General features: G+C 56.2%; 23 protein-coding genes, 1 tRNA gene and 1 pseudogene. 13 read left to right on the plus strand and 12 right to left on the minus strand.

The annotated features are described in order from the left end of the window. Positions 1-11: 11 nt before the first annotated feature. The 5 genes from AC0V6O_RS13270 to AC0V6O_RS13290 form a co-directional block, all read right to left on the minus strand. On the minus strand, positions 12-911 hold the full coding sequence (locus AC0V6O_RS13270) for an ABC transporter ATP-binding protein (protein WP_486144708.1): 900 nt from the start codon (positions 909-911) through the stop codon (positions 12-14). A gap of 325 nt (positions 912-1236) precedes the next feature. Beyond that, complete coding sequence (locus AC0V6O_RS13275) at positions 1237-2553, minus strand: S41 family peptidase (RefSeq protein WP_486144710.1); 1317 nt, start codon at positions 2551-2553, stop codon at positions 1237-1239. 150 nt (positions 2554-2703) lie between these two features. Beyond that, on the minus strand, positions 2704-3711 hold the full coding sequence (locus tag AC0V6O_RS13280; RefSeq protein WP_486144712.1) for a serine hydrolase domain-containing protein: 1008 nt from the start codon (positions 3709-3711) through the stop codon (positions 2704-2706). 266 nt (positions 3712-3977) lie between these two features. Beyond that, a complete protein-coding gene (locus tag AC0V6O_RS13285) occupies positions 3978-5048 on the minus strand; it encodes an AraC family transcriptional regulator (protein WP_486144714.1) in 1071 nt (356 codons plus the stop codon). Positions 5049-5246: 198 nt separating this feature from the next. Continuing rightward, on the minus strand, positions 5247-6728 hold the full coding sequence (locus AC0V6O_RS13290; RefSeq protein ID WP_486144716.1) for a tetratricopeptide repeat protein: 1482 nt from the start codon (positions 6726-6728) through the stop codon (positions 5247-5249). Between the two features lie 3 nt (positions 6729-6731). On the opposite strand from AC0V6O_RS13290, the gene AC0V6O_RS13295 reads away from it, so the two are divergent. Further along, on the plus strand, positions 6732-8780 hold the full coding sequence (locus AC0V6O_RS13295) for a serine hydrolase domain-containing protein (RefSeq protein ID WP_486144718.1): 2049 nt from the start codon (positions 6732-6734) through the stop codon (positions 8778-8780). Between the two features lie 181 nt (positions 8781-8961). Then, entirely contained in the window at positions 8962-9810 is an 849-nt protein-coding gene (locus AC0V6O_RS13300) for an alpha/beta hydrolase (protein WP_486144720.1), read from the plus strand. Positions 9811-9890: 80 nt separating this feature from the next. Here the strand turns inward: AC0V6O_RS13300 and AC0V6O_RS13305 are convergent. From AC0V6O_RS13305 to AC0V6O_RS13315, 3 genes and pseudogenes are all read right to left on the minus strand, one after another. Further along, positions 9891-10523: pseudogene (locus tag AC0V6O_RS13305) on the minus strand (tyrosine-type recombinase/integrase). Between the two features lie 520 nt (positions 10524-11043). Further along, positions 11044-11130, minus strand: a tRNA-Leu gene (locus tag AC0V6O_RS13310). 118 nt (positions 11131-11248) lie between these two features. Then, a complete protein-coding gene (locus AC0V6O_RS13315) occupies positions 11249-12250 on the minus strand; it encodes a zinc-ribbon domain-containing protein (protein WP_486144722.1) in 1002 nt (333 codons plus the stop codon). A gap of 154 nt (positions 12251-12404) precedes the next feature. Between AC0V6O_RS13315 and ftsE the strand changes: the two genes are divergently transcribed. Genes ftsE through AC0V6O_RS13335 form a run of 4 tightly spaced genes read left to right on the plus strand, consistent with a single transcriptional unit; the run spans position 12405 to position 15371 of the window. Beyond that, complete coding sequence (gene ftsE / locus AC0V6O_RS13320; RefSeq protein WP_486144724.1) at positions 12405-13139, plus strand: cell division ATP-binding protein FtsE; 735 nt, start codon at positions 12405-12407, stop codon at positions 13137-13139. Beyond that, a complete protein-coding gene (locus tag AC0V6O_RS13325) occupies positions 13136-14080 on the plus strand; it encodes a cell division protein FtsX (RefSeq protein WP_486144726.1) in 945 nt (314 codons plus the stop codon). Before ftsE ends, AC0V6O_RS13325 begins: the two co-directional genes overlap by 4 nt. After that, entirely contained in the window at positions 14077-14622 is a 546-nt protein-coding gene (locus AC0V6O_RS13330) for a YdcF family protein (RefSeq protein ID WP_486144728.1), read from the plus strand. The genes AC0V6O_RS13325 and AC0V6O_RS13330 overlap by 4 nt, the downstream gene beginning before the upstream one ends. Positions 14623-14633: 11 nt before the next feature. Then, on the plus strand, positions 14634-15371 hold the full coding sequence (locus AC0V6O_RS13335) for a lysophospholipid acyltransferase family protein (protein WP_486144730.1): 738 nt from the start codon (positions 14634-14636) through the stop codon (positions 15369-15371). Here AC0V6O_RS13335 and AC0V6O_RS13340 read toward each other — a convergent pair. Then, positions 15319-16221 (minus strand): prephenate/arogenate dehydrogenase family protein, encoded by a 903-nt coding sequence (locus AC0V6O_RS13340; protein ID WP_486144732.1) that lies wholly within the window; start codon positions 16219-16221, stop codon positions 15319-15321. The two genes, AC0V6O_RS13335 and AC0V6O_RS13340, sit on opposite strands and share 53 nt — an antisense overlap. Beyond that, on the minus strand, positions 16218-17318 hold the full coding sequence (locus AC0V6O_RS13345) for a pyridoxal phosphate-dependent aminotransferase (protein ID WP_486145633.1): 1101 nt from the start codon (positions 17316-17318) through the stop codon (positions 16218-16220). The genes AC0V6O_RS13340 and AC0V6O_RS13345 overlap by 4 nt, the downstream gene beginning before the upstream one ends. Before the next feature lie 84 nt (positions 17319-17402). Here AC0V6O_RS13345 and metX point away from each other — a divergent pair, with 84 nt between their 5' ends. Both metX and metW read left to right on the plus strand, forming a co-directional pair. Then, the gene (gene metX, locus AC0V6O_RS13350; protein WP_486144734.1) at positions 17403-18515 is read left to right on the plus strand and encodes a homoserine O-acetyltransferase MetX; all 1113 of its coding nucleotides are present in this window, start codon (positions 17403-17405) and stop codon (positions 18513-18515) included. Beyond that, complete coding sequence (gene metW / locus AC0V6O_RS13355) at positions 18512-19099, plus strand: methionine biosynthesis protein MetW (protein WP_486144736.1); 588 nt, start codon at positions 18512-18514, stop codon at positions 19097-19099. Before metX ends, metW begins: the two co-directional genes overlap by 4 nt. A 16-nt stretch (positions 19100-19115) precedes the next feature. Here the strand turns inward: metW and AC0V6O_RS13360 are convergent, their stop codons facing one another. Both AC0V6O_RS13360 and AC0V6O_RS13365 read right to left on the minus strand, forming a co-directional pair. Continuing rightward, positions 19116-19808: a hypothetical protein gene (locus AC0V6O_RS13360; RefSeq protein WP_486144738.1), complete on the minus strand. Its 693-nt coding sequence runs from the start codon at positions 19806-19808 to the stop codon at positions 19116-19118. A 183-nt stretch (positions 19809-19991) separates the two neighbouring features. After that, positions 19992-20384, minus strand: a complete 393-nt coding sequence (locus AC0V6O_RS13365) for a VOC family protein (protein WP_486144740.1) — start codon at positions 20382-20384, stop codon at positions 19992-19994. Between the two features lie 75 nt (positions 20385-20459). Between AC0V6O_RS13365 and AC0V6O_RS13370 the strand changes: the two genes are divergently transcribed. From AC0V6O_RS13370 to AC0V6O_RS13390, 5 genes are all read left to right on the plus strand, one after another. After that, positions 20460-20843: a hypothetical protein gene (locus AC0V6O_RS13370; RefSeq protein ID WP_486144742.1), complete on the plus strand. Its 384-nt coding sequence runs from the start codon at positions 20460-20462 to the stop codon at positions 20841-20843. A gap of 94 nt (positions 20844-20937) precedes the next feature. Beyond that, the gene (locus tag AC0V6O_RS13375) at positions 20938-21387 is read left to right on the plus strand and encodes a hypothetical protein (RefSeq protein WP_486144744.1); all 450 of its coding nucleotides are present in this window, start codon (positions 20938-20940) and stop codon (positions 21385-21387) included. Positions 21388-21492: 105 nt separating this feature from the next. Continuing rightward, positions 21493-22164, plus strand: coding sequence for a glutathione S-transferase family protein (locus AC0V6O_RS13380; RefSeq protein ID WP_486137442.1), 672 nt, complete (start codon positions 21493-21495; stop codon positions 22162-22164). A gap of 160 nt (positions 22165-22324) precedes the next feature. Next, positions 22325-22741, plus strand: coding sequence for a peptide-methionine (R)-S-oxide reductase MsrB (gene msrB, locus AC0V6O_RS13385; protein ID WP_486144746.1), 417 nt, complete (start codon positions 22325-22327; stop codon positions 22739-22741). 128 nt (positions 22742-22869) lie between these two features. Next, positions 22870-25110 (plus strand): transglycosylase domain-containing protein, encoded by a 2241-nt coding sequence (locus tag AC0V6O_RS13390; protein ID WP_486144748.1) that lies wholly within the window; start codon positions 22870-22872, stop codon positions 25108-25110. Positions 25111-25236 lie beyond the last annotated feature (126 nt).

The following is a 25236-nucleotide window of genomic DNA, read 5'->3' on the forward strand; positions in this document are numbered from 1 at the left end:
TGCGGTTCTCCTCAGGCCGCAGCAGAAGCAGCGGGAACATCACGGCGCGAATGCGCGAGGGTCGAGAAATAGACATCCTCAAGACCACCATCGATGCTCGAAAAACCGTCTCCCGGATCGCTATCCGACAGTATGTGCACGATGGTCCGTCCGGCAAAAAGCCTGGTCGAGATGACTTCGTACTGCTCTCGCACCTTTGCGAGATCGGAGCGGTCAATCGTCTTCGCCCAAACGGTACCGCGCGCTCTTTCGATCAGGTCTTTAGGGGCGCCTTCAAGCTTGATTTCGCCCTGTACGATCACGGCCATGTTAGGGCAAAGGTCCGATACGTCCTCAACAATGTGGGTTGAAAGAATGACCACAACGTTCTCACCAATTTCGGCTAGCAGGTTAAGGAAGCGGTTGCGCTCTTCAGGATCCAGACCGGCGGTTGGCTCATCAACGATGATAAGCTGAGGGTTGCCAATCAAGGCCTGAGCAATGCCAAAACGCTGCCGCATACCCCCAGAAAAGCCGGCAATGGCCTTCTTACGCACGTCCCACAGGTTCGTTTGCGCCAGTAATGTTTCGACCGTGTCTTTTCGTTCGGAGGAGGACGCGACGCCTTTGAGCACGGCCATATGGTCGAGCATATCGTAAGCCGAAACACGGGGATACACGCCAAAATCTTGCGGCAAGTAGCCAAGCGTTTCGCGTAGTTTCTCAGGTGTAGCGAGCACATCGATATCGCCAAATTTAATCGTGCCTTCGCTCGGTGTTTGCAGCGTGGCGACCGTCCGCATCAGAGTGCTCTTGCCCGCCCCATTGGGCCCCAACAGGCCGAACATCCCGTTGGGTATGGTCAGCGATACGTTGTTAAGGGCTCGTGTTCCGTTCCCATAAACATGGGTGACGCCGTTCAGCTCGAGCATAATACAATCCCTCCGTTTGGAAGAAGGGTATCAGGGTGTCATACATTGATAAAGCACCTCTGTCGAAAAATATGTGCTGTTCGACCGGGTGGTAATTTTCGCCTTGCACCGCTCGTTGTCACCCATTCAACGCAAAAGCCCTTCAGCCAGGATCCGCTTTCACCCCCATGTGCCGCCAGAACTGATGCTGATCGTTCAATCCGATTGCGGTCTGTCAGCTAAATCGGTGTGACATCGAAGAGCGGCTGGTCGGCCAACGACCCAAATGCTGACGCCAGCCAAGAGTAGATATATCGCGCTGATGCCGTTCGAGAAGAATATCGATTCAAGGCATCGAAGCTACGTCGTCCGCGAGGAACTGGATTGCATCCGCATAGCCGGTGAACAGCCCGTTTTCTGGGAATAGGTCAACCTTTCGTTCGGGAAGGATTCCTTGGCCTTCGTACCAATTACCATCGGCGTCCAGCACCTGCTGATACGCGATTGTCACGCGGAACCCGCGCGGTAGAGGTTTCGGGAGAAGCGATGAGATATCGCCTCTTGTGGTCTCTCCGACATGTTCGACGTGCGGCAGTGCGCGCATCATGAGGACGAATGCCTCAGCCGCGCTCGCTGTAATCTCGCTTGATACCAGTTGGATGCGCTTCGGTTCTTTGTCACGCGACGGCGACAAGCGAACGGTTTGATCCGGCACGCCAGTGACGCGGTAGGTCAACACATCGCGGGGCAGGTCGAGAAAGTGTTCAACGACGGTCATCGCCGCTGCGTCGTTGCCGCCGCCATTGTGGGCGACATCCAATACTATTCGTTCGGTTGGTTCGAGGTCATTGCTCATGCGTTCCAAGCTCTCTCTGAGGGCCGAGAGTTCAGCTTGCCTTGACGGAGACTTTTCCAGGAATCCACTGAAGCGGTTTATCCGCAGATAACCCACAGTACCGCTAATCACTCCCCATTCGAGAGCGGCATCTGCGCCGACGCGGTGAGTGCCAACGTCCAACAGGTCGATCGCGGAGTCCCTAACCGTCCGGCTCCAGTCCGCGACGAATTGCCTCTCAGTTACGCTTCGGTCAGTTTGCGCCCATGCTACTGCTAGGCGTTGCCTTAGCTTAGGGCTTCCAGCGTTGAAGAACCGATCTTCTCTGGTGAGGTTAACATGACCGTCTCTGAGTGGAGCCAGCATCTCCGAAATCAGATCGAACAGTTCGTCATCTGAGCGAACTGACAGAGCACGAGGCCGAAACAGTTCCCTCTGCGCATTCCAATCGACGCTGCGCTCCGCGAAGGCCATGTAGTGGCGGTCGAACACTTCCCATACCGCGTCGAACACATCGATGAGCGGTGCACCCGCAACAATCGACTGATCGAGACACCGCCTAGGCTCCCCTTGTAATTTGACGTATTCTAGCGGGTTCTGGAGTAGAGCCGGATTTTCTCTGTAATCGTAGTAATGGAAGTACGCGCGTTCGGATCGTTCATTAAAGTCAACAAGCGAGAACGCGGGGACTACGCCTGTGTCCGCGATGCAGAAGTCACCATATTCATGGAATATCTCCCTATGCCCATCTCCAAAGACAGCGACATGCCCAAGGCCTGGATTTCCCCAAACGCCTAACAAGTGTGCCTTTGCATCAGCGGAATTCATGGCGGTCCAATTTCGTTCGACCCGTGTTTGACTTGGAGACGAACAGCCCGACAAAGGAGCCACTAGAAGGAGAATTGGGAGCGTTAATCTCTGCGTATTAGGTTGATCACGCATTATGACCCTCTCATTTTCCTAGGCCTATCCTACTGGTTAAACGCCATTAAGAAACAGCATCACCTCAAGTCCTAGATCGGACACTTGGTTTGCATTGGTGAAAACAACTATCCCCCAACCTTGATCTTTCTCGATGGCTATCGCGCTTGAGAAGCCGGGATTGTTACCATTGTGGACATGGAATTTGCCCAAAGGGGTATCGAATATGGCAAAGCCAAGCGCGTAGTCTTGCGACAGGATAAGCGGATTGCCATCACTTGGTACTGGTGCATTCTGCGCAGCGAGATAGGCTTGATAGGACGCCTCAGAAAGCACCTCTGCGTCCATCAGACCGATAAGCCATTTGGAAAAGTCAGCGGCCTCTGAATGGACGCCATAAGCTGCGCCAAAATCCTCATAAGAATTTGCTTCAATAACGCGAACCGGCGCGCCGTCTACATGGGGAGTGACTCTACGCGCAAGCAAAGCGCTCGAGGGAACAATTTGAGTTTGGGTTAGGCCAAGCGGCTGCGCAACCCTTTCTTGGAAAAGCGCTTCTAGACCTGCGTGATCGACGCCTGCGATCTCTTGCAGGACGAGCGACAGATATTGATAGGCTTCGCCCGAATAAGAAAATCCGGCTCCAGGTTCGAATTGCAGGAACAGCTGGTTGTCCTCAAAGTCGGTGCGCCAGTTGGGCAAACCAGTCTGATGAGAAAGCGCCATACGGGCCGTGATCAGTTTGTAGCGATCATCATGCGCGATATCAGGGTTGGGCAGGTATTCATGTAGCGACCGATCAAGGTCAAGCAGGCCTTCTTCGACGAAAGTCATCACGAAAAAACCAAACAAGGGCTTTGTGATCGAGGCGCCCTGAAAGATCGAGCATCGGTTCACTGGCTCCCTTGTCGTGGAGTTCGCTTCGCCAAGTGCCCGGTGGTAGACGACCTTCTTATTGTTGATCACAGCAACAGAAACGCCCGGAATATTGCGAGCTTCCATCCGCTCAAGCAAAAAACGATCTAAGCTTTCGGCTGGCACGGCACCGCCAACCAGATTTTTCAATTCTGAGGCAGCATGAATGCTCGATTGCGCACAATCCGCGGATGGGAATGGTGTGGTCGCGGGCGAAGAATGGGGTTCATCCGCCAGCACAGGGGCGGCCAATGACGCTGAGAGGACCAGAGAAAGAGGGCCAAGACAGCAGGAAAGACGGAACATTCGGTTCTCCATTGAAAAGGAAAGTGTCACGAATGTTCTGTGATTTCACGTAGCAGATGTCTGTTCGGAATCGAATCCACCCGAATTTTTCGCTTCTTGCTTAGACTTTTTCAATTTTGCACAGGCGTGTAGGGCCTCTTGGCGGCTTCGCGCAATTCGCGCCGTCTGAATTCAGACGGCGTCTCGTTTTCAAGCGCTCTGAAAGCACGATTGAATGTCGAAAGCGTCTTGTATCCCGCATCCATGGCAATGGTGAGGATCGGCGTTTGAGCTAGTTCGAGGTTTTGCAGATCGGATTTTGCATGCTCTAACCTGTACGCATTCAGATAGGCCGCAAAGTTCCGATATCCGAGCGTCTGATTGATGAGACGCCTCAACTGGTGTTCGGGCAGCCCGATTTTCTCGGCCAAAGATGTGACCGTTAGGTTTTGGTCTGTGTAGCCACAATGGTCTTCCATATACTCAGCAAGTTTCCGGAACGCGCTTTCCATTCGTTCGGGTATGGCGACATCAGGCATCAAGCCTTGTTTTTTGTTTTCCAAAAACAGCTTTTGCGGCGTCAGTTTGGTAAGCCAAATATTGGCCCATAGGAGCATGGGAAGAACGGTCGCGTGGATAAACACCGCTTCCAGTTCTCTGGAGTATCCTACCAATTCCATAATCAGATTTGTGCCGCCAGTGACGGCGACAAAAAACACGAACCAAAGCCTCGCTCGCCGCCGCTCTTCGACTAGATCCGCCCTTAGCCCCGTGATGGCGATCCACATGATGTGAAACATCAAAAGGATGTTCAACACATAGGAACCTATGAGCCGAAACTCGTAAGCAGGCGGAAAGATGCCCACCCCTTGAAGACTCCAACCCAGTTTGAACAAGCAGGCCGCGGCCATTATCGCCCAATCAATGGATATCGGGCTATAGTCGTCTTCCAAAATTGATCGAGCAAGCCACCAGAGGAGCGCTGAACCTGGAATAGAAACGAACAATGCTGCGACATAAATGGAATAAGGCAGCCCAAGCTCGCTTGGCATTGTGTGGAGAGACGACGCGATTGATGTCGTCAAAAAGCAGGCCGCTAATACCGCTTTGACGCTTTGCCTCGCATCGCGGATCAGCAATACAATCAAGACGAAACACAGGGTGAGGTTGGGAAAGCGGACCAGACTGTCGAGCAATAGCATTGGGCACCTGTATTCAAGTGAACCCCGCGCACATCACCGATGATGGTTCGATCTGCAATTTCGAAAAGACGAAGATTCAAAATTGCACATAGTTTTTCGGTTTCGTGCAGCGTCCAACGTTCCCATTTCGTCAATCATTATCCGTCGCGCTGCGCCATTGATGCCAGCATTGAACTGACACCTTCGAAGTTTTGGCGCTTAGGCTTCTTGATTGGGCAAGGCCAAGAGCGTCTGTAGCTCATCTGTAGCAACGATCAGCTCTCGTTGGGCTGCAAGTTCTCTGGCGATCCTGGCATCAATTCTCTGGCCGCCGTCAGAAGCCATAACAATCTCCAAATAAGGAGAATTTTTGAGCCAGTTCCTATCCCGCCAACCAAGGCTGACAGCCTGCAATATCAGATTGGCACTTTCGCTGGAGTTGCCTAAGGCCGCATCCACTTCGGCCAGTTGGATAAGTGTCAATGCTTCTGTTCCTCCAGCAATAGCGTCCCGCTTTTCTTTAGGAAAGAGCCTCTCTGCGACGCTAGGATCTCCATTGGCGGCAGCACTTGCTGCAAGCAAATAATGCCCTCTCCAGCCCGCATCACGAAGGGCTTTTTGAGCTTCCTTTTCTCGGCCTAGTTGAATTAGCACGCGGCCCTTTAGTGCCAACAGTTGAGGGGATGATCGGTCGTCGCCATCATATTGCTCAATAGCCGAAAGCGCTTCATCGGGGCGCCCGGCTCGAATGTGGCTGGCCGCTATCTCTTGCGTAACGACAACTTGACCCGGGTTGAGCAGCGAGGCTTGCTGCCTCCACCAAGGCGCAGAAGGATCTTCGATCAACTCTTGGATCTGCGCGATCTGGATCTCAGCATAACGCGAACGGCCGCCAAATTCGCGTGCTTTCGCCTCAAGCAGCAGAGCCTGTTGCAGATCACCTTTTAGGAGCAGCAGATGGGCTGCGCTCGAGATAGCAGGAGCGTTTTCAGGATTGATTTCATACGCCCGACGGTAGGCGGCAAGCGCCTCGTCCGGGCGTGCCAGAGAGCTGAGAACATACCCAAGGGCCGACCAGGCATTACTGTTTCTTGGTTGTTCCTCGATCAAGGAGCGCGCAAGGCTTTCAGCCTCTATTTTCTCCTCATAGTCACCTCGGAACTTTGTGGCATATGTGGTCAGGGCAAAACTGAGTGTGAGGCGCGCATCGAACATTTGTGGGTCTTCAACCAAGGCTGCCCTCAGCATTTCAATCGCCCGTTCGGTCTCCGCTGGTTGGTGTAGCTCCAGCTGCGCCTTCGCCCGATCGACCAAGAGGTTGGCGCTACTTTCATTGGCGATAGGTTGTCCGCTCGCTTGGACCTCGATCTCATCGCCCCAGTGAGGCAACCCAGCGATCACTAGACTCAATACGACCACCAATACGCTTGCCGAAGCTGCCATCGCTGGCATCGATGACCACATCATTCGACCAGATTCCGGTTGCTCCTCCATTCCCGTCTGCCGGATGACAGGCCCCATAATCGCATAGCCTGCCCCTCGAACTGTCCGGATATAGCGAGGCGCTTTGGGATCATCGCCAATTGCCTTTCTAAGCAGAGCAATACGCTGAGTAATCGTATCCCCGCTGACGTGAGGCGTCTTCCAGACTTTCAGGGAAAGGTCCTCAAGACTAAGAGGCTCCGCCGCTGAGCTGAGCAAAGCTTGAAACAGATCAAAAGTAAGGTCCGAAAGCTTAAGCTGCGTCCCATCCTTTGTGACGATCCGTTTGTCGCCATCAACAATCAGGTCCTCAATCTCAAAAACGGTGCGCATTTTCAAAACTTCACTCAAATCATTGCCTTCAAGAATCTTCAGAATAATTCATGTGACGCCGTGCGAGTGAATACCCACAGTCTGCACATCCATCCAAATTGGACACAAGGAAATGGAATGCGCTCTCAAACGGTTTTCTCGTCATTGACTCTTTTGCTTTCCAGCATAACTTACACGAGTTCGGCTGTTGCCCAACAGGTTGCTCCCCCTATGGGCTTGTGGACTTGGCAAGCTGAAGAGCGACCTGCCATTATCGATCTCACTATCGAACTGACCGAGGGCACTTGGATCGCAAGTTTCATGGGGCAACGGGTAATCGCTTCGCAACACGGTGGAGAAGTTTCATTTAGTGCTGCTGACGGGAGCGAATTTAGCGCTCGATTGAGTTCGGACCGATCAACACTAAGCGGCTATTGGAAGCAGCCAGAGGCGGCCCATCATTACCAAGCAGTTGTCACGCCCGTTGAGCTTTACGCATCGGATACCAATCACTGGCAGGCTGAATTCTCCATTCAGCCGCGTCCATTCCGAGTCTTTCTCGATGTTTTCGAGCACAAAGAGGAAGGCACTTCAGCCCTTATCCGCAACCCGGAAGGCAATGACATACTTGGGAGTTTGCGTTTCAACCTTCAGTTGCGCGGCGACCAATGGAGCTTAGTCAACGCATGGGATGGTAACGAGGAAGTTCATGTTTTGCGCCGCGATAGTGCTGGCAACCTTGTGCTGTTTCATAGTGATCTGGGCAGAAACATTGCGCTCACACCTTCAGGTAGCGAGTCCACCTCTGGCTATCTAGCGCGCCAGACCGACGACAGGTCAGGTACGTTCCGATCGCCAACTCAGCTGGATGATGGTTGGACCATCGCTCAGCCAAATGAAGTGGGATTCGACGCAGACGAGTTATCCGCTCTAACCCGCAGGATTGCGAACCTTGATCCTCAGAACGACCCTGCGCTCTTGATCCATTCGGTACTCGTCGCTCGGCACGGAAAGCTCGTCTACGAAGAGTACTTCTACGGTCACGATCGAAATGCCCGTCATGACGTTAGATCGCTTGGCAAGGTGTTTGGTTCAGTAATGATCGGTGCATTGCAACAACAAGGTGTGGCAATCAGTTCCGATCATCGTCCTATCCCCGACCTTTTGCGAGGAGCAGGCCGTGAAATTGGCGACCCTCGCAAGGCCAATATCACGCTTGCGAACCTGCTGACGTATACGAGCGGCCTCGATTGTGATGTTAACTCAGCGAGTTCAGCGGGATCGGAATTCGCAATGTGGCGACAGACCGATGAAGAAAACTATTGGCTCTTTACCGCCGGGCTTCCCCAATTGTACAATCCGGGAGAACGCTATGCTTATTGTTCGGGGAGTGCCAATTTGGTGGGGTCGAGCCTGGCCGCATTCGATGATCGTCCCGTCCATGTCCTATTCAACGACCTGATTGCCAAGCCTCTAGAATTCGGCGCGTATCATTGGCCGGTCGCACCAGACGGACAGGGCTACCTAGGCGGTGGGATGTACATGCTGCCCCGCGACATACTGAAGCTGGGGGCGATGTATGCAAATGAAGGTCAATGGGCGGGGGAACAGATTATTGCTCCATCCTGGATTGAGGAATCTACGCGCGCGCATCTATCAGTGACTCCCGAGACGACAGGCATGAGCGAGGAGCAGTTTCAGAACAACTATTTTGGCGGACAGCAAGGCTATATTTGGGCTGTGAATGAGTTCGCTCACGAAGGGCGACGATTCAGTTATTACCAGGCCAGCGGCAATGGTGGTCAATTACTGATTGTTGTTCCGCAATTGGAGCTCGCCATCGTTGTTACCGGCGGAAACTATCGAATGGGTGGCATTTGGGGCCGATGGGGCAGAGCCATTGTCGAGGATTTTCTGTTTTCGGCTATGACTGACCTCAAATCAGAGTCCGTTCCTTAAGTGGTGACGCCTTTGCGGCCGAGGCCCTTATAAATACCAACAACCCGCCGCCAGCTGTAAGGATTGGATGGAAAGACGATATGCGTATTCAAACTTTGTTTTGCGCTGCTGCCCTTTTGGCTCTTGTTTCAATAGCACCTGGGGACTTGCTCCATCGGCAAATGGAACTGTGTCTTCAGAATTGACTTCACTAGCATCGAGCGCGGGCTCGGAGGCCGAAGAAATCGCGCCCTATGTCTTGTCCCAAAGCGAAGTACGTGAAGTCCACTCTGAAACTCTTGGACGAGCCTATCGACTTCAAATCAAGCTACCGCCCGGATACGACGACGCTGACAATGCGCAGCGCCAATATCCCGTTATTTATTTCAACGATGCAACTTACACATGGCAGACGGCTGTACGTGTTACGATTTTCCCGTTCCACACGGACGTGTTCGAAGACGCTATACTGATCGGAATAAGCCATGCCGTCGGCGAAAAATCGCAGCTGAGTCGCACCCGCGACTACACGCCAACCGACGATCCGAACACGCGTTTCCCATCAGGAGGCGCGCGCGAATACCTCACGTTTTTGAAAGACGAGGTTCTTCCGTTTGTCGAAACAGTCCACCGGGCTGATCCTGATCGACGCGTCTTGTCAGGGGTGAGCTATGGCGGGCTTTTTGGCGCATATGCGCTGCTTGAAGAGCCCGGGCTATTTCAGGATTACATTCTGACCAGTCCTTCGCTGTGGCATAATGATCGCGCGATGTTCGATCTTGAAGAACAAGTTGCCGCGTCCGGAAAGGAACTTAGCGGCAGAGTATACTTCGCAACCGGAGAAACTGAGGTGCCCACAGTCTCTCCCGGGTTCTATGACATGGTCAGTCAACAGCGATCGTTCGCGGAAAGGTTGCGGTCCCGACGATACGAAAGCCTCGAAGTGCGTGATGAGATCATTGAAGACGGAACCCATCTCACGACTTACCCTATAGGCTTAACAAGAGCACTTAGATGGCTCTTACCCGGCAATGAGCCTTATCATGGCTAGAATTTCCATCATCGATAAAGGTCCACTAACATCGCAGAAGTGGACGCTGGCAAAGTCTAGGCCAGCACACCTAATTCCTATCAGATCTCGGTCTTCTCAGCGAGCGTGAGAGCGTCCTCTATGTCGACGCCAAGGTATCGAACCGTGTTCTCAATCTTGGAATGGCCAAGCAGAATTTGGATCGCTCGGATGTTCCCCGTGGCTTTGTAGATGATTGAAGCTTTGGTCCGCCGCAGTGAGTGCGTTCCGTACTCCTGGGGCGTAGGCCGATCGCCTCAACCCACTCATCAACCAGACGAGCATACTGCCGCGTGCTGAGAATACCGCGAGCGATCATTCCGGCTGGGAAACACAAAGTCCTCGACGTCACCACCTCTGAGTTCCAGCCAGGCGAACAGACTGGCACGTGCGTCCGCCGCAATCTCGAACTGAACAGGTCTGCCAGTCTTGCGCTGCGTGATTGTCACTCGTGACCTGATTTCTGGACCACTAACCAGATCACCGATCTTCAATTCGACAAGGTCACAGCCTCGCAGCTTGCTATCGATCGCCAAATCAAACATCGCGCGATCTCGAATGCGTTCTTCGCGATCGAGGAAGAAACGGATCGCCCAGATCTGTTTCTGGTTGAATGGACGCTTGGGACCAATCTTCGCTCCGAAGTTCCAGGGCGCTCGATTTTGGCCAGCAGGGTCAAAGTGTGAATAGGTCATCTTCGTTCTCCTGGGTCGGAATGGCCGAGAAGAATGTCAGCTTTCGGCATCAATTTCTCGAAAGGCTATGCCTTGGATTGGGGCGCGTTGCAGTCATTCACTCAAAACGCGAGCCGCACGGACTAGCGCGGAGATTCTGTCGCTTGAATTCTTCAGTTGATCCAAGACCGCATTCAGTTCGTCTGAGGGTTCGGAAGAAACTTTAAGCGCTAGGAAGCTGTTGTCTTCCATCTCGGTGCCGATCTGAGCGCAAATGCCGACAATCAATTGTTTGGTGTGTCTATCCACTCCGCAACCAAGCCATCGATCAGCGCACAAGTCCACCCACGAAAACATGGATTTGCAGTCGGGTTCCGCGCCAGTGGAGAAAATAAGCCAGCCCTCGAAGAACTATTCACAGGCATCGCCTAAGTCTCCGGCTGCAAGCCGGATACTTTTATCACCATAGCGACGCAGAACCCCGCCTCTTCTGGCCACTATTGCGTTTCCAGATAGCTGCAGTCTGAAGATCAGGACTGTTTGGTGCGGTCGAGAAGACTCGAACTTCCACGGGCGTTAGCCCACAACGACCTCAACGTTGCGCGTCTACCAGTTCCGCCACGACCGCACACAGTCAGCAGGGGCAGGCGATGCCTCACCCCTCGGTAGGAGCGCGCCCCTAGCAAGGGGTATCGGCCACGGCAAGCACTTTGCTGTGCCGCGGCAAAATTGCATCAAAACTGCGCTTAGTTGGGTGCCCAACCGATTTCTGCAAAGCGAGCTGTCGCTGGCACATCGGTAACCGCTTCAGTCACCGTCATGGTCTCGCCTGGGGCCAGCTGTGACTGCGGCGGAGCAACATTCCAATCGAACACAATCCGCTCTCGCTCATCGCGCAGGACGATGCGCAGCGACGGCACATCAACCGTTTCGCGGCCAGTGTTGGTGATTGTGCCGCGCGCGCGGAAAATCTCTGTGCCGCTGGGCAGGGTTTCGGTGCGTTGCTCAGCGGCAGGGAAATCCAGCTCAAGATCAGACTGGCCGATCCCGAATACAGGCCGGTTGAACGGTGCCCAATCGGGCATGCCGTAATAATTTACTGCGGCAATGGTGCCTGCGGCAAGTAAGGCGAAAATCGCAGCCGCCGCAGTCCACATTTTGAGCGGATTACGGCGCGAGGTGAAAGGCGGGCGATAGTCGAAACGCGAGCCCTCATCGCTATCATATTCTTCGGCCTCAGCGGACTCATCAGCACCGTCACCGTCGTAGCTGCTTGAACTATAGGACGCGGCTGGACCGATATCGTGATTGGTGCTTTCTTCGGCAGTATCGTTTGGGTGAGCTTGATCTTCCGCTTCCGGCTCTTGGTCGAGCGGTGCGCGATCTCGATGAAGAGCCGATGCGGCTGATGCCGCCGCTGCGCTGACCGCATCTTTTGTGGCAGCAGGTCGGTCACTGGTGCGCCAATGATTGATCGAAGGCGCGCTAGGCGCTTCTTCCGCGTCCGCCTCAGGTTCTGGGGCAGAGGGCGGCGCTGCCTGGGGCGCTGCGGGTGGAGACGGTGGCGGTGTAGCAGGCTCTGCAGCCGGTTCTGGCGCTGCGACCTCAGCCTGAGGTGGCAAATCAAACACCGCCTCTTGAAACCAACTATGCTTGCACTTGGCGCAGCGCACGGTCCGCCCGTCATCGCCAATGGCGTTGTCCGGGACAACATAGCGTGTGTTGCAGGCAGGGCAGGCTATAATCATGGTTATTACGGCAATACGCGCCCCTAAGTTGCGCACAAGTGCATCAGGACCTTTGGGCCGCAAATGTTGGCTTTTTTCCACATTGCTGCGCTTGTTTCGCGCGCTGAGCACTATGGGCTTTTCCCCTCGGCAGGCATGGGATAGGGGCATAGCCATGAATGAACGCGCAGGCGATACGGTGAATTTCGACAATGTCGGGCTGCGCTATGGAACCGAGCCTGAAGTGCTGAGCGACCTCAGTTTCACGCTCTTTCCCGGCAGTTTCTACTTTCTCACCGGGGCAAGCGGGGCCGGAAAAACCAGTCTGCTCAAACTGCTGTATCTGGCTCAGCGCCCCTCGCGCGGCGGCATCCGCATGTTCGGCAAGGATATGATCACCCTGCCTAGGGAGCAATTGCCGACCTATCGCAGGCGGTTGGGCGTGGTGTTTCAGGACTTTCGTCTGGTGAAGCACTTAACTGCGTTCGATAATGTTGCCTTACCGCTGAGGCTGGCCGGTGTGCCCGAAAGCGAGCTGCAAAAGCCAGTTGATGATATGCTCGATTGGGTGGGGCTGTCACACCGGGTGAAGGCCCGCCCAGCAACAATGTCCGGCGGGGAACAGCAACGCGTCGCCATTGCGCGCGCGGTAATCGGGCGGCCCGATATGCTGATCGCCGATGAGCCAACCGGCAATGTCGATCCGGAAATGGCGCTCAAACTGCTGCGACTGTTTGAGGCACTAAACCGGCTCGGCACGACAGTTGTTGTTGCCACTCACGATGTGCACTTGCTCAAAAAAGTGCCGGAATCGCTAATCATGCGGCTTAACAAGGGCCGCTTGACCGATCCGACAGGCGCGCTGAAATTCCCGCCGCGTAGCTCTGGGCCAATGGGAGGCGGGCAATGAGCACGCCGCCATTTGCAACAGAGCTGGCCGATAACACGCCTGCAAAAGCTCCGGGGCCGCTCAAGGGCAGCGCCGCTGCGCTGTTGGTGCCGCAGGCGAGACTGTCTGGCCCGATCCCTTGGGTGATCGCGATCATGATCGCTCTGGTCGTGATTGCAGCCGCAGGCGGCCTGGCCCTCAACAATCTGACTGGCAATGCGCGCGCTGAATTGTCCGGCGCGGTGACAATCCAGATTACTGAGGCGAATGAAACGCTGCGGAAACAAAAGGCAGCGACAGCAGCCGAAGTGCTGACGGCTCAAGACATCGTGGCGAGCCTAAGGGTGGTGCCAGAAGAAGAGCTGGACGAGATGCTGCGCCCATGGCTGGGCGATGGAGCGGGCAATCAGGATTTGCCGATCCCGGCGCTGATCGATGTGCAATTAAACAGCGCCAGTGGACCACAGGAAATCGCTCGGCTTCAGGCGGCGCTGGATGCAGATGTGCCGGGTGCCCGGGTCGATGCACAATCAGAATGGCTGCAACCAGTCTATGCGGCGCTGTCATCGCTGCAATATCTGGCGCTGGCACTGATCGCCTTGCTGACCTTTGCCTGCGCGGCAGCCGTGTGGTTGGCGGCGCGCAGCGCCTTTTCCAACCACAAGGAAACGGTTGAAATTATGCATCTGCTCGGCGGAACCGATGCTCAGATCACACGGATATTCCAGCGTTCGGTTGTGCGCGATGCAGCCTTTGGCGGGCTGGTCGGCTTAGGTCTGGGGGCAGGCGCGGTTTGGCTGCTCGGGCGTCAGTTTGCTGCTCTGGACAGCGGGATGGTGGCCGGCGGCGTTCTGGGTATGAGTGATTGGATCATCATCGCGTTGATCCCTCTCGCTGGCGTTGCATTGGCGCTGATCACCGGGCGCTACACCATCCTGATGGCTCTGCGGAGGATGCTGTGATCAAACGCATTCTTTCGGCGATCTTCTTATTTTGGGCGATCGGGTTCCTGGCCTTTGCCACCACCTTGCCTCAGCCTTCGCCTATAACTGGCGATGCGGCGGCCAAGACCGATGCGGTGATTGTGCCAACAGGGGGCGCAGGCCGGATCGCGCGCGGGCTGGAAGTGCTCGACAGCGGGGCGGCGGAAATGATGCTGGTCAGCGGGGTCGACCGCGAAGTGAAACCGGCAGAGTTTGCAGCGCAGTTCACCGTTGATGACGCGCGCATGGAATGCTGTGTCACGCTTGGCTTTGCCGCTGTCGATACGCGCAGCAATGCCTCCGAAACGGCTCAATGGGTTGAAACCAACGAGATCAAATCTCTGCGACTGGTCACGACCGACTGGCATATGCGGCGTGCAGCGGGTGAATTGTCGCGCAAACTCCCTGAGGGCGTTGTCGTTGTGCGCGATGCCGTGACCTCCAACCCCAGCCTTTCCAGCCTGTTTCTCGAATATCACAAGTTGCTGGCGAGCTGGGCCGCGGGCCTAGTCAACCTCTAACGAGCGTGGCGATGTTTAGAAGCCTTATCAGCGCATTACGCAGCATGGTGTTCTATCCCGTGTTCTACGGGGTCAGCGCGATGCTGGTCGTGGCCGCTATGCTGGCGCTGACATTCCGGCGCGGCGCCCTGCGCGGCATAGTGCGCCGCTGGACCGATTGGCACCGTTGGTGCCTGCGCGTCATTATCGGCATCACAGTCAAGGTCGAAGGCGAACTGGCGACTGGCCCGGTGCTCTATGTGATCAAGCATGAGAGTTTTTTCGAGGCGATTGACGCGCCTACATTGCTCCGCTGGCCCGCCGTGTTCACCAAGCGCGAGCTGTTTAATATTCCCGGCTGGGGGCGAGCAGCGATAATCTATGGCCTCATCCCGGTTTCCCGTGATGGCGGAGCAAGCGCACTGCGAAAAATGCTAAGCGCGGCCAAAGGGATGGTGACTGAAGGACGTCCGCTCGTGATCTTCCCAGAGGGCACACGCGTGCCGCATGGCGAGAGCCCGCCAATGCGCGCGGGCTTTGCAGGGATCTATAAGTTGGTCAAACTACCGGTTGTGCCGGTCGCCGTGGACAGCGGGCCGCTCTATCACGGATGGATCAAGCGTTCGGGCGTGATTACTTATAAGGTGGGTGAGATGGTCCCGCCCGGCCTACCGCGCGAAGAGGCGGAACAGCGGGTCCATACGGCGATGAATGCGCTTAATGATCCCGGCCAAAGTCTGGACTCTCATCGTCCTGACCTTCTTCGATAATCTTGCGCCGGATTGTCCGCGTTCGGCTGAACAATTCCTCCAGCGTTTCTCCGTCACCCGATCGGATCGCGCGCTGCAATGCGGTTAGGTCTTCGCTGAAACGGCCCAGCATTTCGAGGACGGCGGCCTTGTTGTTCAAGAACACATCGCGCCACATCACTGGATCAGAAGCGGCGATCCGGGTGAAATCGCGAAAACCGCCGGCGGAGTATTTGATCACTTCGCCGCGTGTCACCTCTTCTAGGTCGCTGGCGGTGCCAACAATTGTAAAGGCGATCAGGTGCGGGATATGGCTGGTCACAGCGAGCACCAGATCGTGATGCTCGGCATCCATAATCTCGATACGTGCGCCCAGCTTTGTCCAAAAGCCCTTGAGAGCCTCCAGAGCAGCCGCATCCGCGCCATCAGGAGGCGTCAGGATGCACCAGCGATTTGTGAACAGCGAGGCGAAGCCAGCCTCCGGCCCGCTTTGCTCCGTCCCGGCAACAGGGTGCGCGGGGATAATCGTGTGGCCGGGCAATGTAGCAGCGAGATCAGCGAGAACGCTGGTCTTGGAGGAACCAACATCGCTGATGATCGCATCCGGCTTGAGCGCACCAGCAAGAGCCTTTGCTGCGCTGGCCATCGCGCCAACGGGGACACATAATATCACGAGATCGGCGCCGCGCACGGCATCTTCGGCGCTATCACAAACCTGGCTGGTCAGGCCGCGCTTGCGAGCGGCGTCGCGCACGGCAGGGTCCGCATCATAACCGAAGGTCGTGATCTCTGGCGCATGTTCACTGGCTGCGAGACCGATGGAGCCGCCAAGCAGGCCAAGCCCGATGATGGCAACCGACTGAATGGTCATGTCGGCTCTCCGCACAGCGCACGCAGAGTGGCGACGACCTGCTCCATATGCTCTTCGCTGCCTATCGTGATGCGCAGCGCATTGGGCAAGCCCTGGCCCGGCATGTGGCGTACGGCGTAACCTGCTTCGCTGAGAGTCCTGAGAGCGCTCTCGGCGCTGACATCGCCTTCAAACAGGACCAACATGAAGTTCGCCTGGCTTGGGATCGCCCGCAGACCATGATTCCCAAGCGCGGCAATCGCGCCTGCCAGTTTCGCACGGCCCGCCGCATTCACTTCCCGCGAGTGGGCAACGAATTGTTGATCAGCCAAGGCCGCAATCGCAGCGTTCTGCCCCTGCGTCGAAACGTTGAATGCCCCGCGCAAACGATTGAGCGCGTCGATCAGATTGGGTGCGCCCGTGGCCCATCCAATCCGCAGACCGGCGAGCCCATAGGCTTTGGAGAAGGTTCGCGTCACCAGCACATTGTTTGCGCTTGCCGCCAGCTCCAGGCCGCCATCATGCATGTCTTCCTCAACATATTCACCGTAAGCTTGGTCCAGCACCAACAGTACAGTGGGCGGAAGGCCCGCATGCAGGCGGCGCACCTCATCCCGGCCAATTGCGGTGCCGCCGGGATTGTTTGGATTGTCGAGCAAGACGACCTTGGTCTTGTCGGTGACACGCCCAAGGATATTGTCGACCGACGCGACAAAATCATCATCCTCGACGAACACTGGCGTCGCGCCAAATTTGCGCGCAATCAGGGGATACAGCGAAAAGGAGTATTTTGAGAAAAGCACTTCATCGCCTGGTCCGGCAAAGGCCTGAACCGCGCAATGCAGAAGCTCGCCAGAGCCGGTACCACACACAATCTGAGCGGGGTCAATACCGTGCAGAGTGCCGATCGCATCTGCCAGTGGCAGCGCGCCTGGATCAGGATAAAGCTCTGGATGGCCGGGTTCACGCAGAGCCTCCAGCGCGGCCTTGCTGCATCCCAGAGGGTTCTCATTAGCAGACAGTTTGACCAATTCACGACCATCGTCGGCCTTGGACTGGCCAGGCACATAGGCGCGAATTTCATTGATCCAGGGCTTCAGTTCAGGTTGCATTGGCATAGTAGCCGCGCGCATAACCGCTCTTGCTGATAAAAAACAGCGCAATTGACACTCGCGTCATGCTCGCCCAATCCCCGCAGCCCGATGGCCACACCACCCACCTCTAAGAGCTTTGCGCTCCCCGATGATCTGCCGCTCGATTGCGGGCAGGCGCTGAGCGATGTGCAGATTGCTTATGAGAGTTATGGCGAACTTGCGCCGGACAAATCCAATGCGGTTCTAATCTGCCACGCGCTGACGGGCGACCAATATATCGCCAGTCCGCATCCTGTGACCGGAAAGCCCGGCTGGTGGGAGCGGATGGTCGGCCCCGGTAAGCCGATCGACACCAACCGGTTTCATGTCATTTGCGCCAATGTCATCGGCAGCTGCATGGGCTCCACCGGGCCGATGAGCGAAGGACCAGATGGCAAGCCTTATGCTATGCAATTTCCTGTCATCACCATTCGGGACATGGTGCGCGGCCTGGTCGCTTTGCTCGATGGCTTGGGCATCGAGCGGCTTCACACGGTAGTAGGCGGATCAATGGGCGGGATGCAGGCGCTCAGCCTAGCTGCCAATTGGCCGGACCGTGCCGAGCGGGTGCTGGTGATCGCTTCAACCGCGCGTCATTCGGCGCAGAACATCGCCTTTCACGAGGTTGGCCGCCAAGCGATTATGGCTGATCCAGCGTGGCAGGACGGTGACTATTATGCGAGCGATGCCTCGCCTGATAATGGCCTCGCCGTGGCGCGGATGGCGGCGCATATCACCTATCTTTCCGAAGAGGGCCTGACCGCGAAGTTTGGTCGGCGCCTCCAAGACCGCTCATCAAAGAGCTTCGGCTTCGATGCTGATTTTCAGGTGGAGAGCTATCTGCGCTATCAGGGCAGCGGCTTTACGCAGCGGTTCGATGCCAATTCTTATCTCTACATCACCCGTGCGATGGACTATTTCGATCTTGCGGAGGAGTTTGCCAGCACGCCGGGCAGCGGCAAACTCGCGGATGCCTTTGCAGGCGCAAGCTCGCGCTTTTGCCTCGTCAGCTTCGACACTGATTGGCTTTATCCCACCGCGGAAAGCCGCCATATCGTCCATGCGCTGAACGCGGCAGGAGCTAAGGTAAGCTTTGTCGAGCTCTCCGCCCCGCATGGCCATGACAGCTTTCTGCTGGAACATGCGGCGCTCGACCGTGTGGTACAGGGATTTCTCGAATGACGCTCAGGCCTGATCTGGCCGCGATTGCCGCACATGTCGCGAAAGGCAGCCGAGTGCTCGATATCGGCTGCGGTGATGGGGCTTTGATGACGGAGCTGGAGAGCAAGCTCGGCGTGGATGCACGGGGACTTGAGCTTAACCCAGCTCAGGTGGAACGCTGCGTCGCGCGCGGGCTGTCTGTGGTTCAGGGCGATGCCGATCGCGATCTTGCCAATTACCCGGATAAGGCGTTCGACTACGCCATCCTCAGCCAAACCTTGCAAACGGCAGAGCGGCCTGATCGGATGCTCGACGAGCTGCTCCGGGTCGGCACAAAGGCCTTTGTCAGCTTTCCCAACTTTGCCCATTGGCGCACCCGCGCGGCGCTGATGTTTGGGGGCCGTATGCCGGTGACCAGTGCACTGCCGCTAAGCTGGTATGAAACGCAGAACATCCACCATGTGACGATTGATGATTTTCGTGAATTGGCTCGGGCCAAGAGCGCGCGGATTGAGCGCAGCTGGTTTTTCGCCAATGAAAAACAAATCGGCGCACCAGCAGCTAACTGGCGCGCCGAATTCGCTGTGTTTGAGCTGAGCCGTTAAATCACAGCTGCTTGGATCATGGGACTAGTCGGTTGCCGATTGTTTTGGTTCCATCGATTGAGAACTCGGCATATCCATCCCCTTTGATGTCATTTGCTTCGATGCGGCCAGCCACATCGACTCGGATCAAATGAACATCGCTGAATGCACCAGGCTCAGTCAGACGAACGCCTGTCCATGCGTGAGTGCTGTAGACTTCGTCCAGCTTTGCTTTTTGTTCTTCTAGTTTAGTTGCCAGCCCCGATGTGTTCACATCGGAAAGTTTTACAAGATAATCGTCTAGGTTAAACTCAGCAGCATTCCCGCTAACTGAAATTTCGACCTGCTGTGGCTCTTGAAATTGGCCAGTATTCGAGTCCATCCGCATGCTCAGCAATTTACGCGGATCTTCAGGGTCTTGATAATCGACCGTGCACGTTTGCAACTGCCCTTTCGGTTCGTCTTCGCTTGGGTCTACATCCGAGCCTTCACTAAAGAACGACGCGATTTCCGCAACCTTTGCATCGGCTCCAAGCTTCTCTGCCGCAGCCTTGAAACACACATCTGGTCCATCAGCGAACGTGGGAGCATTGGCGCTGCCAGACAGCTCATCTGCCGCGCCTTCAACTTGAGCGGCTATTGTATCAAGTGCCTCTCCTGCTTCGTCTGTCGCATCGTCTGCACCGCTGCATGCCGCCAGCCCGATTGACAACGACGTCGCCGCCAACATTGATCTCCATCGCGTATCAAACTTCATCTTCACCCTTCCATTATTATTAGTGGGGCCGCTAAAGCGCCCCGTGAAGCTATCGTCAACAGCATTAAACCAAGTTGACGCGTTGGAAGGGCTCGATTGAAGCGGACGGCAACATTGTGTTGCGCCCCATCGATCTCGCCTCTCCCTCAACGCTATTTAGCCAGGACGGTGAATGCCGCAGACTTTGTGGCCGTCTGGATCTGTGAAGTAACAAAGGTTCATCGTTCCCATTGATCCTTCACGCGGGCCGGGAGGGTCCTCGATGCTGGTGCCGCCATTCGCTACCGCAACATCATGCAATTCCTGCACTTGCTCCAATGAATTGCACTTAAAACCAACGGTGAAACCGTTTGATGGCAGAGCGGGCTCGCCATTGATTGGTTCACTAATTGAGAATGTGTCGCCATCGTGCATATAAAACAGGCGCGTTTGCCCGGTATCGTTGACATGCGCCATTGGCTCGCCCGCACCGAGCACGCTGAGAACCTTGCTGTAGAAGGCTTTTGACCGTTCAATATCATTGGAACCGATCATGATGTGATTTAGCATTGTAGGTTGTCTCCTCTGTGAGTCTCCACGAAGCTGGTAGCATGGCGTTCAGATTGATTGCTATAGGCAACTGACATGAGCTCTTTTCAAATGTTCGCCGCTTTGCTGCTGGCGCAAGCTGGCCCTGGCGCTGCACTCACACCTATGGCCAACGAAGTGTCCAGCGCTGCTGACCTTTCCAGCGAAAACCGCGCGATTGTGCGGTGTTCAGCGGCATTTTCACTGATTGCCTATAGCCAGGAAAGTGGCAACGCAGATGCGCAAAAATGGCCCGCGATGTCGGAGCGAGGGCGCGAATTCTTCGTGCGTGCGTTGGCGGGATTGATGGATGAGACTGGGCTAAATCGCGACGGTGTGTCGGAGTTGGTGGCTAATGAAGCGCTGGCGTTGATCAATAATGGCAATCTCAATGATGTTATGCCTGCCTGTTTGCTGATGCTGGAAACCTCCGGGGTTTAGCAAGCCTCCGGCTCAGTGCGGCCTCTGCGTTCAGGTTCAAGTCATTGAATATGAACTAATGCATGGGTAACCCAAAATTTCAGGAGGAATTTCCATGCGCGCTTTGCCTATTGCCGCCGCTGCTGTGTTGGCACTTGCCACCCCGTCCATCGCCTTTGCGCAGGATGCAGCAGATATCCCGCCAAGCGACGCGAAAAGTTCGCTTTCGCAATTGTCGGAAAAACTGTCCGACCCTGCGTTTCAGGATCAGGCCGCTGTTATGGCAGAGATATTGCTGGGCACCGTTTTGGAATTGCCGATCGGGCCGATGGCTGAGGCCTTGGACAAGGCGACCGGAGGCCAGGGGCCAGACATTGATCCAGATGCCCGCGTGAGAGACCTCGCGCCAGAGGCAGATGAACTGCCTGAGCAATTATCGAGTGAACTGCCCCGCGCCATGAATGCAATGAGCGGGATGGCCGAAGGACTGGAGCTGATGCTGCCTGCTTTGCGCGATATGGCGGAGCGGATGAAAGGCGCGCTGGATGAGGCGCGCGTGCGCTAAAGCGCGGACAGCGGCTTGCGAATGCAGGCCGCGGGTTCGATTCACAAGACTTTACGCGAAATCAAGTGGACGCGGGGCCTGCGCTGAGGCATGAAACTCTGCGCTATGTACCGCCTTCACCAATTCCCGCTCTGTCCTTTTAGCCGTAAGGTTCGGCTGCTGATGGGCGAGAAGAATATCGCCTATGAATTGGTGCGCGAAGACCCATGGGCGGCCTCTGACATGTTCTTCAACCTCAATCCGGCTGGCCGGACGCCCGTTCTGGTTGATGCAGAGCGCGAGATCGTGATCAGCGACAGCCGCGCGATTGCGGAATATTTTGAAGAAACTGTCGACACCGCGCCAATGATCAATGGCACGGCAACGGGCCGCGCGGAAATCCGCCGTCTGGTCGCCTTGTTTGATGAGAATTTCTACGCCGATGTCACTGCGCCCCTGCTGTCGGAGCGGATGAAGAAGCGCATTGTCCTACGCCAGCCGCCAGATTCCAAGGTTTTGCGGGTCGCCATGAAGCTCGCTCATGGCCATCTGGATTATATGGATTGGCTGATCGACAATCGCCCGTGGCTCGCCGGATCGACCATGAGCATGGCAGACCTTGCGGCCGCTGCGCAGATTTCGGTTGCGGACTATCTCGGTGGAATTGACTGGACCGGGCATGAGCAAACGCGCGGATGGTACGCAGTGTTCAAGAGCCGCCCGAGCTTCCGCCCGCTGCTGACTGAGCGAATGGACGTGATCAAGCCGCCGGCGCATTATGCCCTCGTCGATGGGTAGGAAAACGCGCGCTTACTCCTATATTCCTCCTATATTCGGCACCACACGGCCCTGAGGGCCGCAAGGCCGACTGGCCGCCCGCAGCGACGCGATCTTTGATCGTTTGAGCGAGGATAGCCAAGGGACCGGATGGTCCCGCCGGCGCCTGAGGAGAAAATAGATGAAGTCCGACCCCAAAGCCACCAGCGATGCCGAATGGCGCGAGAAGCTGTCCCCAGAACAATATCACGTACTGCGCGACGCGGGCACAGAGCGGGCCTTCACCGGCGAGTACGACAAGCATTTCGAGGAGGGCGAATACACCTGTGCTGGCTGCGGCACCGCGCTATTTGCAAGCGATGCGAAGTACAACAGTGGATGCGGCTGGCCCGCGTTTACGAAGCCAACAGATGCTGAAACCGTCGAGGAAAAGCGTGATGTTTCGCATGGCATGATCCGCACCGAGGTGCTGTGTGCTGCATGCGGTGGCCATTTGGGCCATGTCTTTCCCGATGGACCGCCAGAGGCAGGCGGCCTGCGTTATTGCATCAATTCCGCCAGCCTCGATTTCGCGTCGGATAAGGCTGGTTCTGAGTAGCAATAACCCGTTTTGGACGATGCCCACATTGCGATTACCGTTCACGCCGGGTTAGGACAGAACCATGCAGGTCAATCGCGGGTTAAAACGCGCGATTTTGGGCGCGAAAGGGATAGGCCAAGCCGGTAATGTCGAAACGGGGAAACCAACTGCAGAACAAGGGCAAGCGCGGTAGCCGCCGCGCGGCCGCGGAGCGTGCGGGCGGTTCCAAACGGACAAGCAGCAAAGGCAAAGGTAAGTCGGCAAAAGACGCAAAACCTCCATCCGCGTTTCGCAAATGGCTCAAGCGGATTGTCCTATGGGGCGGCGGGGTCGCCCTGCTCGGTGTTATCTTCCTTACTGTTGCAGTGGGATTTGCTGCGCGTGAGCTACCAAGTTTCTACCAGTTGAAAGCAACCCAAAACGCGCAAACCATTCTGGTGCGGGCGCGCGATGGGACAGAGATTGTCGAGCTTGGCCCAAGTTTCGGCGAATGGCTGGCCTACGAAGAGATCCCGAAAAATATGACCAACGCCATGATCGCGGTGGAGGATCGCCGCTATCATTCGCATTACGGGATTGATCCAATCCGCCTGACCGGGGCGATCGTCGAAGGTGTTACGGGGTCGAGAGCGCGGCTGGGCGGCACCTCCACCATTACCCAGCAGCTAGCGCGAAATCTGTTTCTCAATTCCAATCGCACTGTTGACCGTAAGGCGCGCGAGGCCGTGCTGGCCATGGCGCTGGAATGGAAATTTTCGAAAGAACAGATTCTCGAACTTTATCTCAACAAGGTCTATTTTGGTGGCGGCGCCTATGGGATCGACAGCGCGAGCCGCAAATTCTTCAGCCACCCAGCCAAAGAGTTGAGCGTGGCAGAGGCTTCGATCATTGCTGGCCTGGTGAAGGCACCGAGCCGCTATTCACCGACTGCGGATGTTCAGGCCGCCGTTGACCGTGCGCAAACCGTCCTGCGCCTAATGAATGAGCAGGGCTATATCACCTCAGAAGAAGCCTCGGTTGATGTGAGCGCGGTGAATTTGCGCCAGCAGAGCGGACAGAACTCTGTGCGTTATTTCACCGATTGGGCTTTGCCTCAGCTCGATCTGTTGCTGCCGGAGACTTATGAGCCGATTGAAGTCTGGACGACGCTGGATGTGGGCATGCAGCGCGCGGCGACCGCGTCGATTGATGCAAACACGCCAGACGGTTCGCAGGGTGCACTGGTTAGCCTCGACCGCGACGGCGCGATCTTGGCGATGGTTGGCGGCACGGATTATGTCGAAAGCAATTACAACCGTGCGACCAACGCCATGCGACAGCCCGGTTCCTCGTGGAAATTATTCGTCTATCTCGCTGCGCTAGAGGCTGGCTATACGCCGGATGACCGCGTGGTCGACACGCCGGTCACGATTGATGGATGGACCCCGCGCAATTCCAGTGGGCGCAATGTGGGCGAGACGAGCCTGCGAACCAGCTTTGCCTTCTCGATCAACACGGTTGCGGCGCAATTAGGCAATGAGGTTGGCTTTGGCACCGTAGCCTCAATGGCTCGCCGGTTTGGGGTCACGACGCCGATCTCTACTTTCCCTTCAATGGTGCTGGGTTCGTCCGAGGTTCGTCTGATTGATATGACCCGCGCATTCGCGGCTGTCTCCGCACGCGGCAAAGCAATTGAGCCCTATGGCATATTGCGCGTGACCAGCGCTAATGGCGAGGTCATTTATAAGCACGAGAAGTCGACCGAGACGACTTTGGTGCCTGATTATGTGGCCGCTGGGATCACGGACCTGCTGCAAAGCGCGGTGGCAACTGGCACAGGCCGCGCGGCGCAGATTGGCCGTCCCGTTGCTGGTAAGACCGGCACCACCAGCTCCAACAAAGACGGCTGGTTCGTCGGCTTTTCTTCCGGTGTCACCACCGGCGTTTGGATGGGCCGCGATGATGCAAAGCGTGTGTCCGGCCTGCAAGGCGGGCGGGCCCCAGCACAGGCGTTTGCCGCTTACATGCGCTATGCGGTCAAGGATCGTCCGGTTGAGAAATTTGATACCGATCTGAAACTGCCGGAATGGCAGCTCGAGCCCGATGACGAGTTCCTTTATGGCGATCCGGACGACTACTATTTCATCGACGAGCAGGGCAATCTGATTGAGCCGGGAAGGCGCGAAGCAGAGAGTGACGTGCCATTCGGTATAGAGGGCGAGCGCGCTGAACCAAGTGGCGTGGAAGAACCGCCCCAAGCGGCGAGCGATGATTTCCTAGAGCAGGCCACAGGGCAGAACCTGCCACCTGATCCAGGCGTGCCGGGCGACGGGACCCGGCGGGATCCCCCGCCACCGCCACCGCGGCAAGATCGCACCGGGCAAGAAGGTTTTGTCTCAATCAACTAGAGATAGCACCGCGTGGTGCTGTAGAGGTCGCGGCAATCGGCGTAGACTCTATCCGCGATCGTCAACCTTTATCGCGCCCCGCCTTTCTGGCCTATACGAAAAGAGGCGCCGCGGTCTGTCCGCAAC

The organism is Erythrobacter sp. JB2-19, assembly GCF_057365005.1.

What these genes read in the sequence shown, in the direction of transcription:
- AC0V6O_RS13270 (WP_486144708.1), bottom strand. Translation starts at nt 911, where the DNA reads ATGCTCGAGCTGAACGGCGTCACCCATGTTTATGGGAACGGAACACGA.
- AC0V6O_RS13275 (WP_486144710.1), bottom strand. Translation starts at nt 2,553, where the DNA reads ATGAATTCCGCTGATGCAAAGGCACACTTGTTAGGCGTTTGGGGAAAT.
- AC0V6O_RS13285 (WP_486144714.1), bottom strand. Translation starts at nt 5,048, where the DNA reads ATGCTATTGCTCGACAGTCTGGTCCGCTTTCCCAACCTCACCCTGTGT.
- AC0V6O_RS13315 (WP_486144722.1), bottom strand. Translation starts at nt 12,250, where the DNA reads ATGATTATAGCCTGCCCTGCCTGCAACACACGCTATGTTGTCCCGGAC.
- ftsE (WP_486144724.1), top strand. Translation starts at nt 12,405, where the DNA reads ATGAATGAACGCGCAGGCGATACGGTGAATTTCGACAATGTCGGGCTG.
- AC0V6O_RS13325 (WP_486144726.1), top strand. Translation starts at nt 13,136, where the DNA reads ATGAGCACGCCGCCATTTGCAACAGAGCTGGCCGATAACACGCCTGCA.
- AC0V6O_RS13335 (WP_486144730.1), top strand. Translation starts at nt 14,634, where the DNA reads ATGTTTAGAAGCCTTATCAGCGCATTACGCAGCATGGTGTTCTATCCC.
- AC0V6O_RS13340 (WP_486144732.1), bottom strand. Translation starts at nt 16,221, where the DNA reads ATGACCATTCAGTCGGTTGCCATCATCGGGCTTGGCCTGCTTGGCGGC.
- AC0V6O_RS13345 (WP_486145633.1), bottom strand. Translation starts at nt 17,318, where the DNA reads ATGCCAATGCAACCTGAACTGAAGCCCTGGATCAATGAAATTCGCGCC.
- metX (WP_486144734.1), top strand. Translation starts at nt 17,403, where the DNA reads ATGGCCACACCACCCACCTCTAAGAGCTTTGCGCTCCCCGATGATCTG.
- metW (WP_486144736.1), top strand. Translation starts at nt 18,512, where the DNA reads ATGACGCTCAGGCCTGATCTGGCCGCGATTGCCGCACATGTCGCGAAA.
- AC0V6O_RS13360 (WP_486144738.1), bottom strand. Translation starts at nt 19,808, where the DNA reads ATGTTGGCGGCGACGTCGTTGTCAATCGGGCTGGCGGCATGCAGCGGT.
- AC0V6O_RS13365 (WP_486144740.1), bottom strand. Translation starts at nt 20,384, where the DNA reads ATGCTAAATCACATCATGATCGGTTCCAATGATATTGAACGGTCAAAA.
- AC0V6O_RS13370 (WP_486144742.1), top strand. Translation starts at nt 20,460, where the DNA reads ATGAGCTCTTTTCAAATGTTCGCCGCTTTGCTGCTGGCGCAAGCTGGC.
- AC0V6O_RS13375 (WP_486144744.1), top strand. Translation starts at nt 20,938, where the DNA reads ATGCGCGCTTTGCCTATTGCCGCCGCTGCTGTGTTGGCACTTGCCACC.
- AC0V6O_RS13380 (WP_486137442.1), top strand. Translation starts at nt 21,493, where the DNA reads ATGTACCGCCTTCACCAATTCCCGCTCTGTCCTTTTAGCCGTAAGGTT.
- msrB (WP_486144746.1), top strand. Translation starts at nt 22,325, where the DNA reads ATGAAGTCCGACCCCAAAGCCACCAGCGATGCCGAATGGCGCGAGAAG.
- AC0V6O_RS13390 (WP_486144748.1), top strand. Translation starts at nt 22,870, where the DNA reads ATGTCGAAACGGGGAAACCAACTGCAGAACAAGGGCAAGCGCGGTAGC.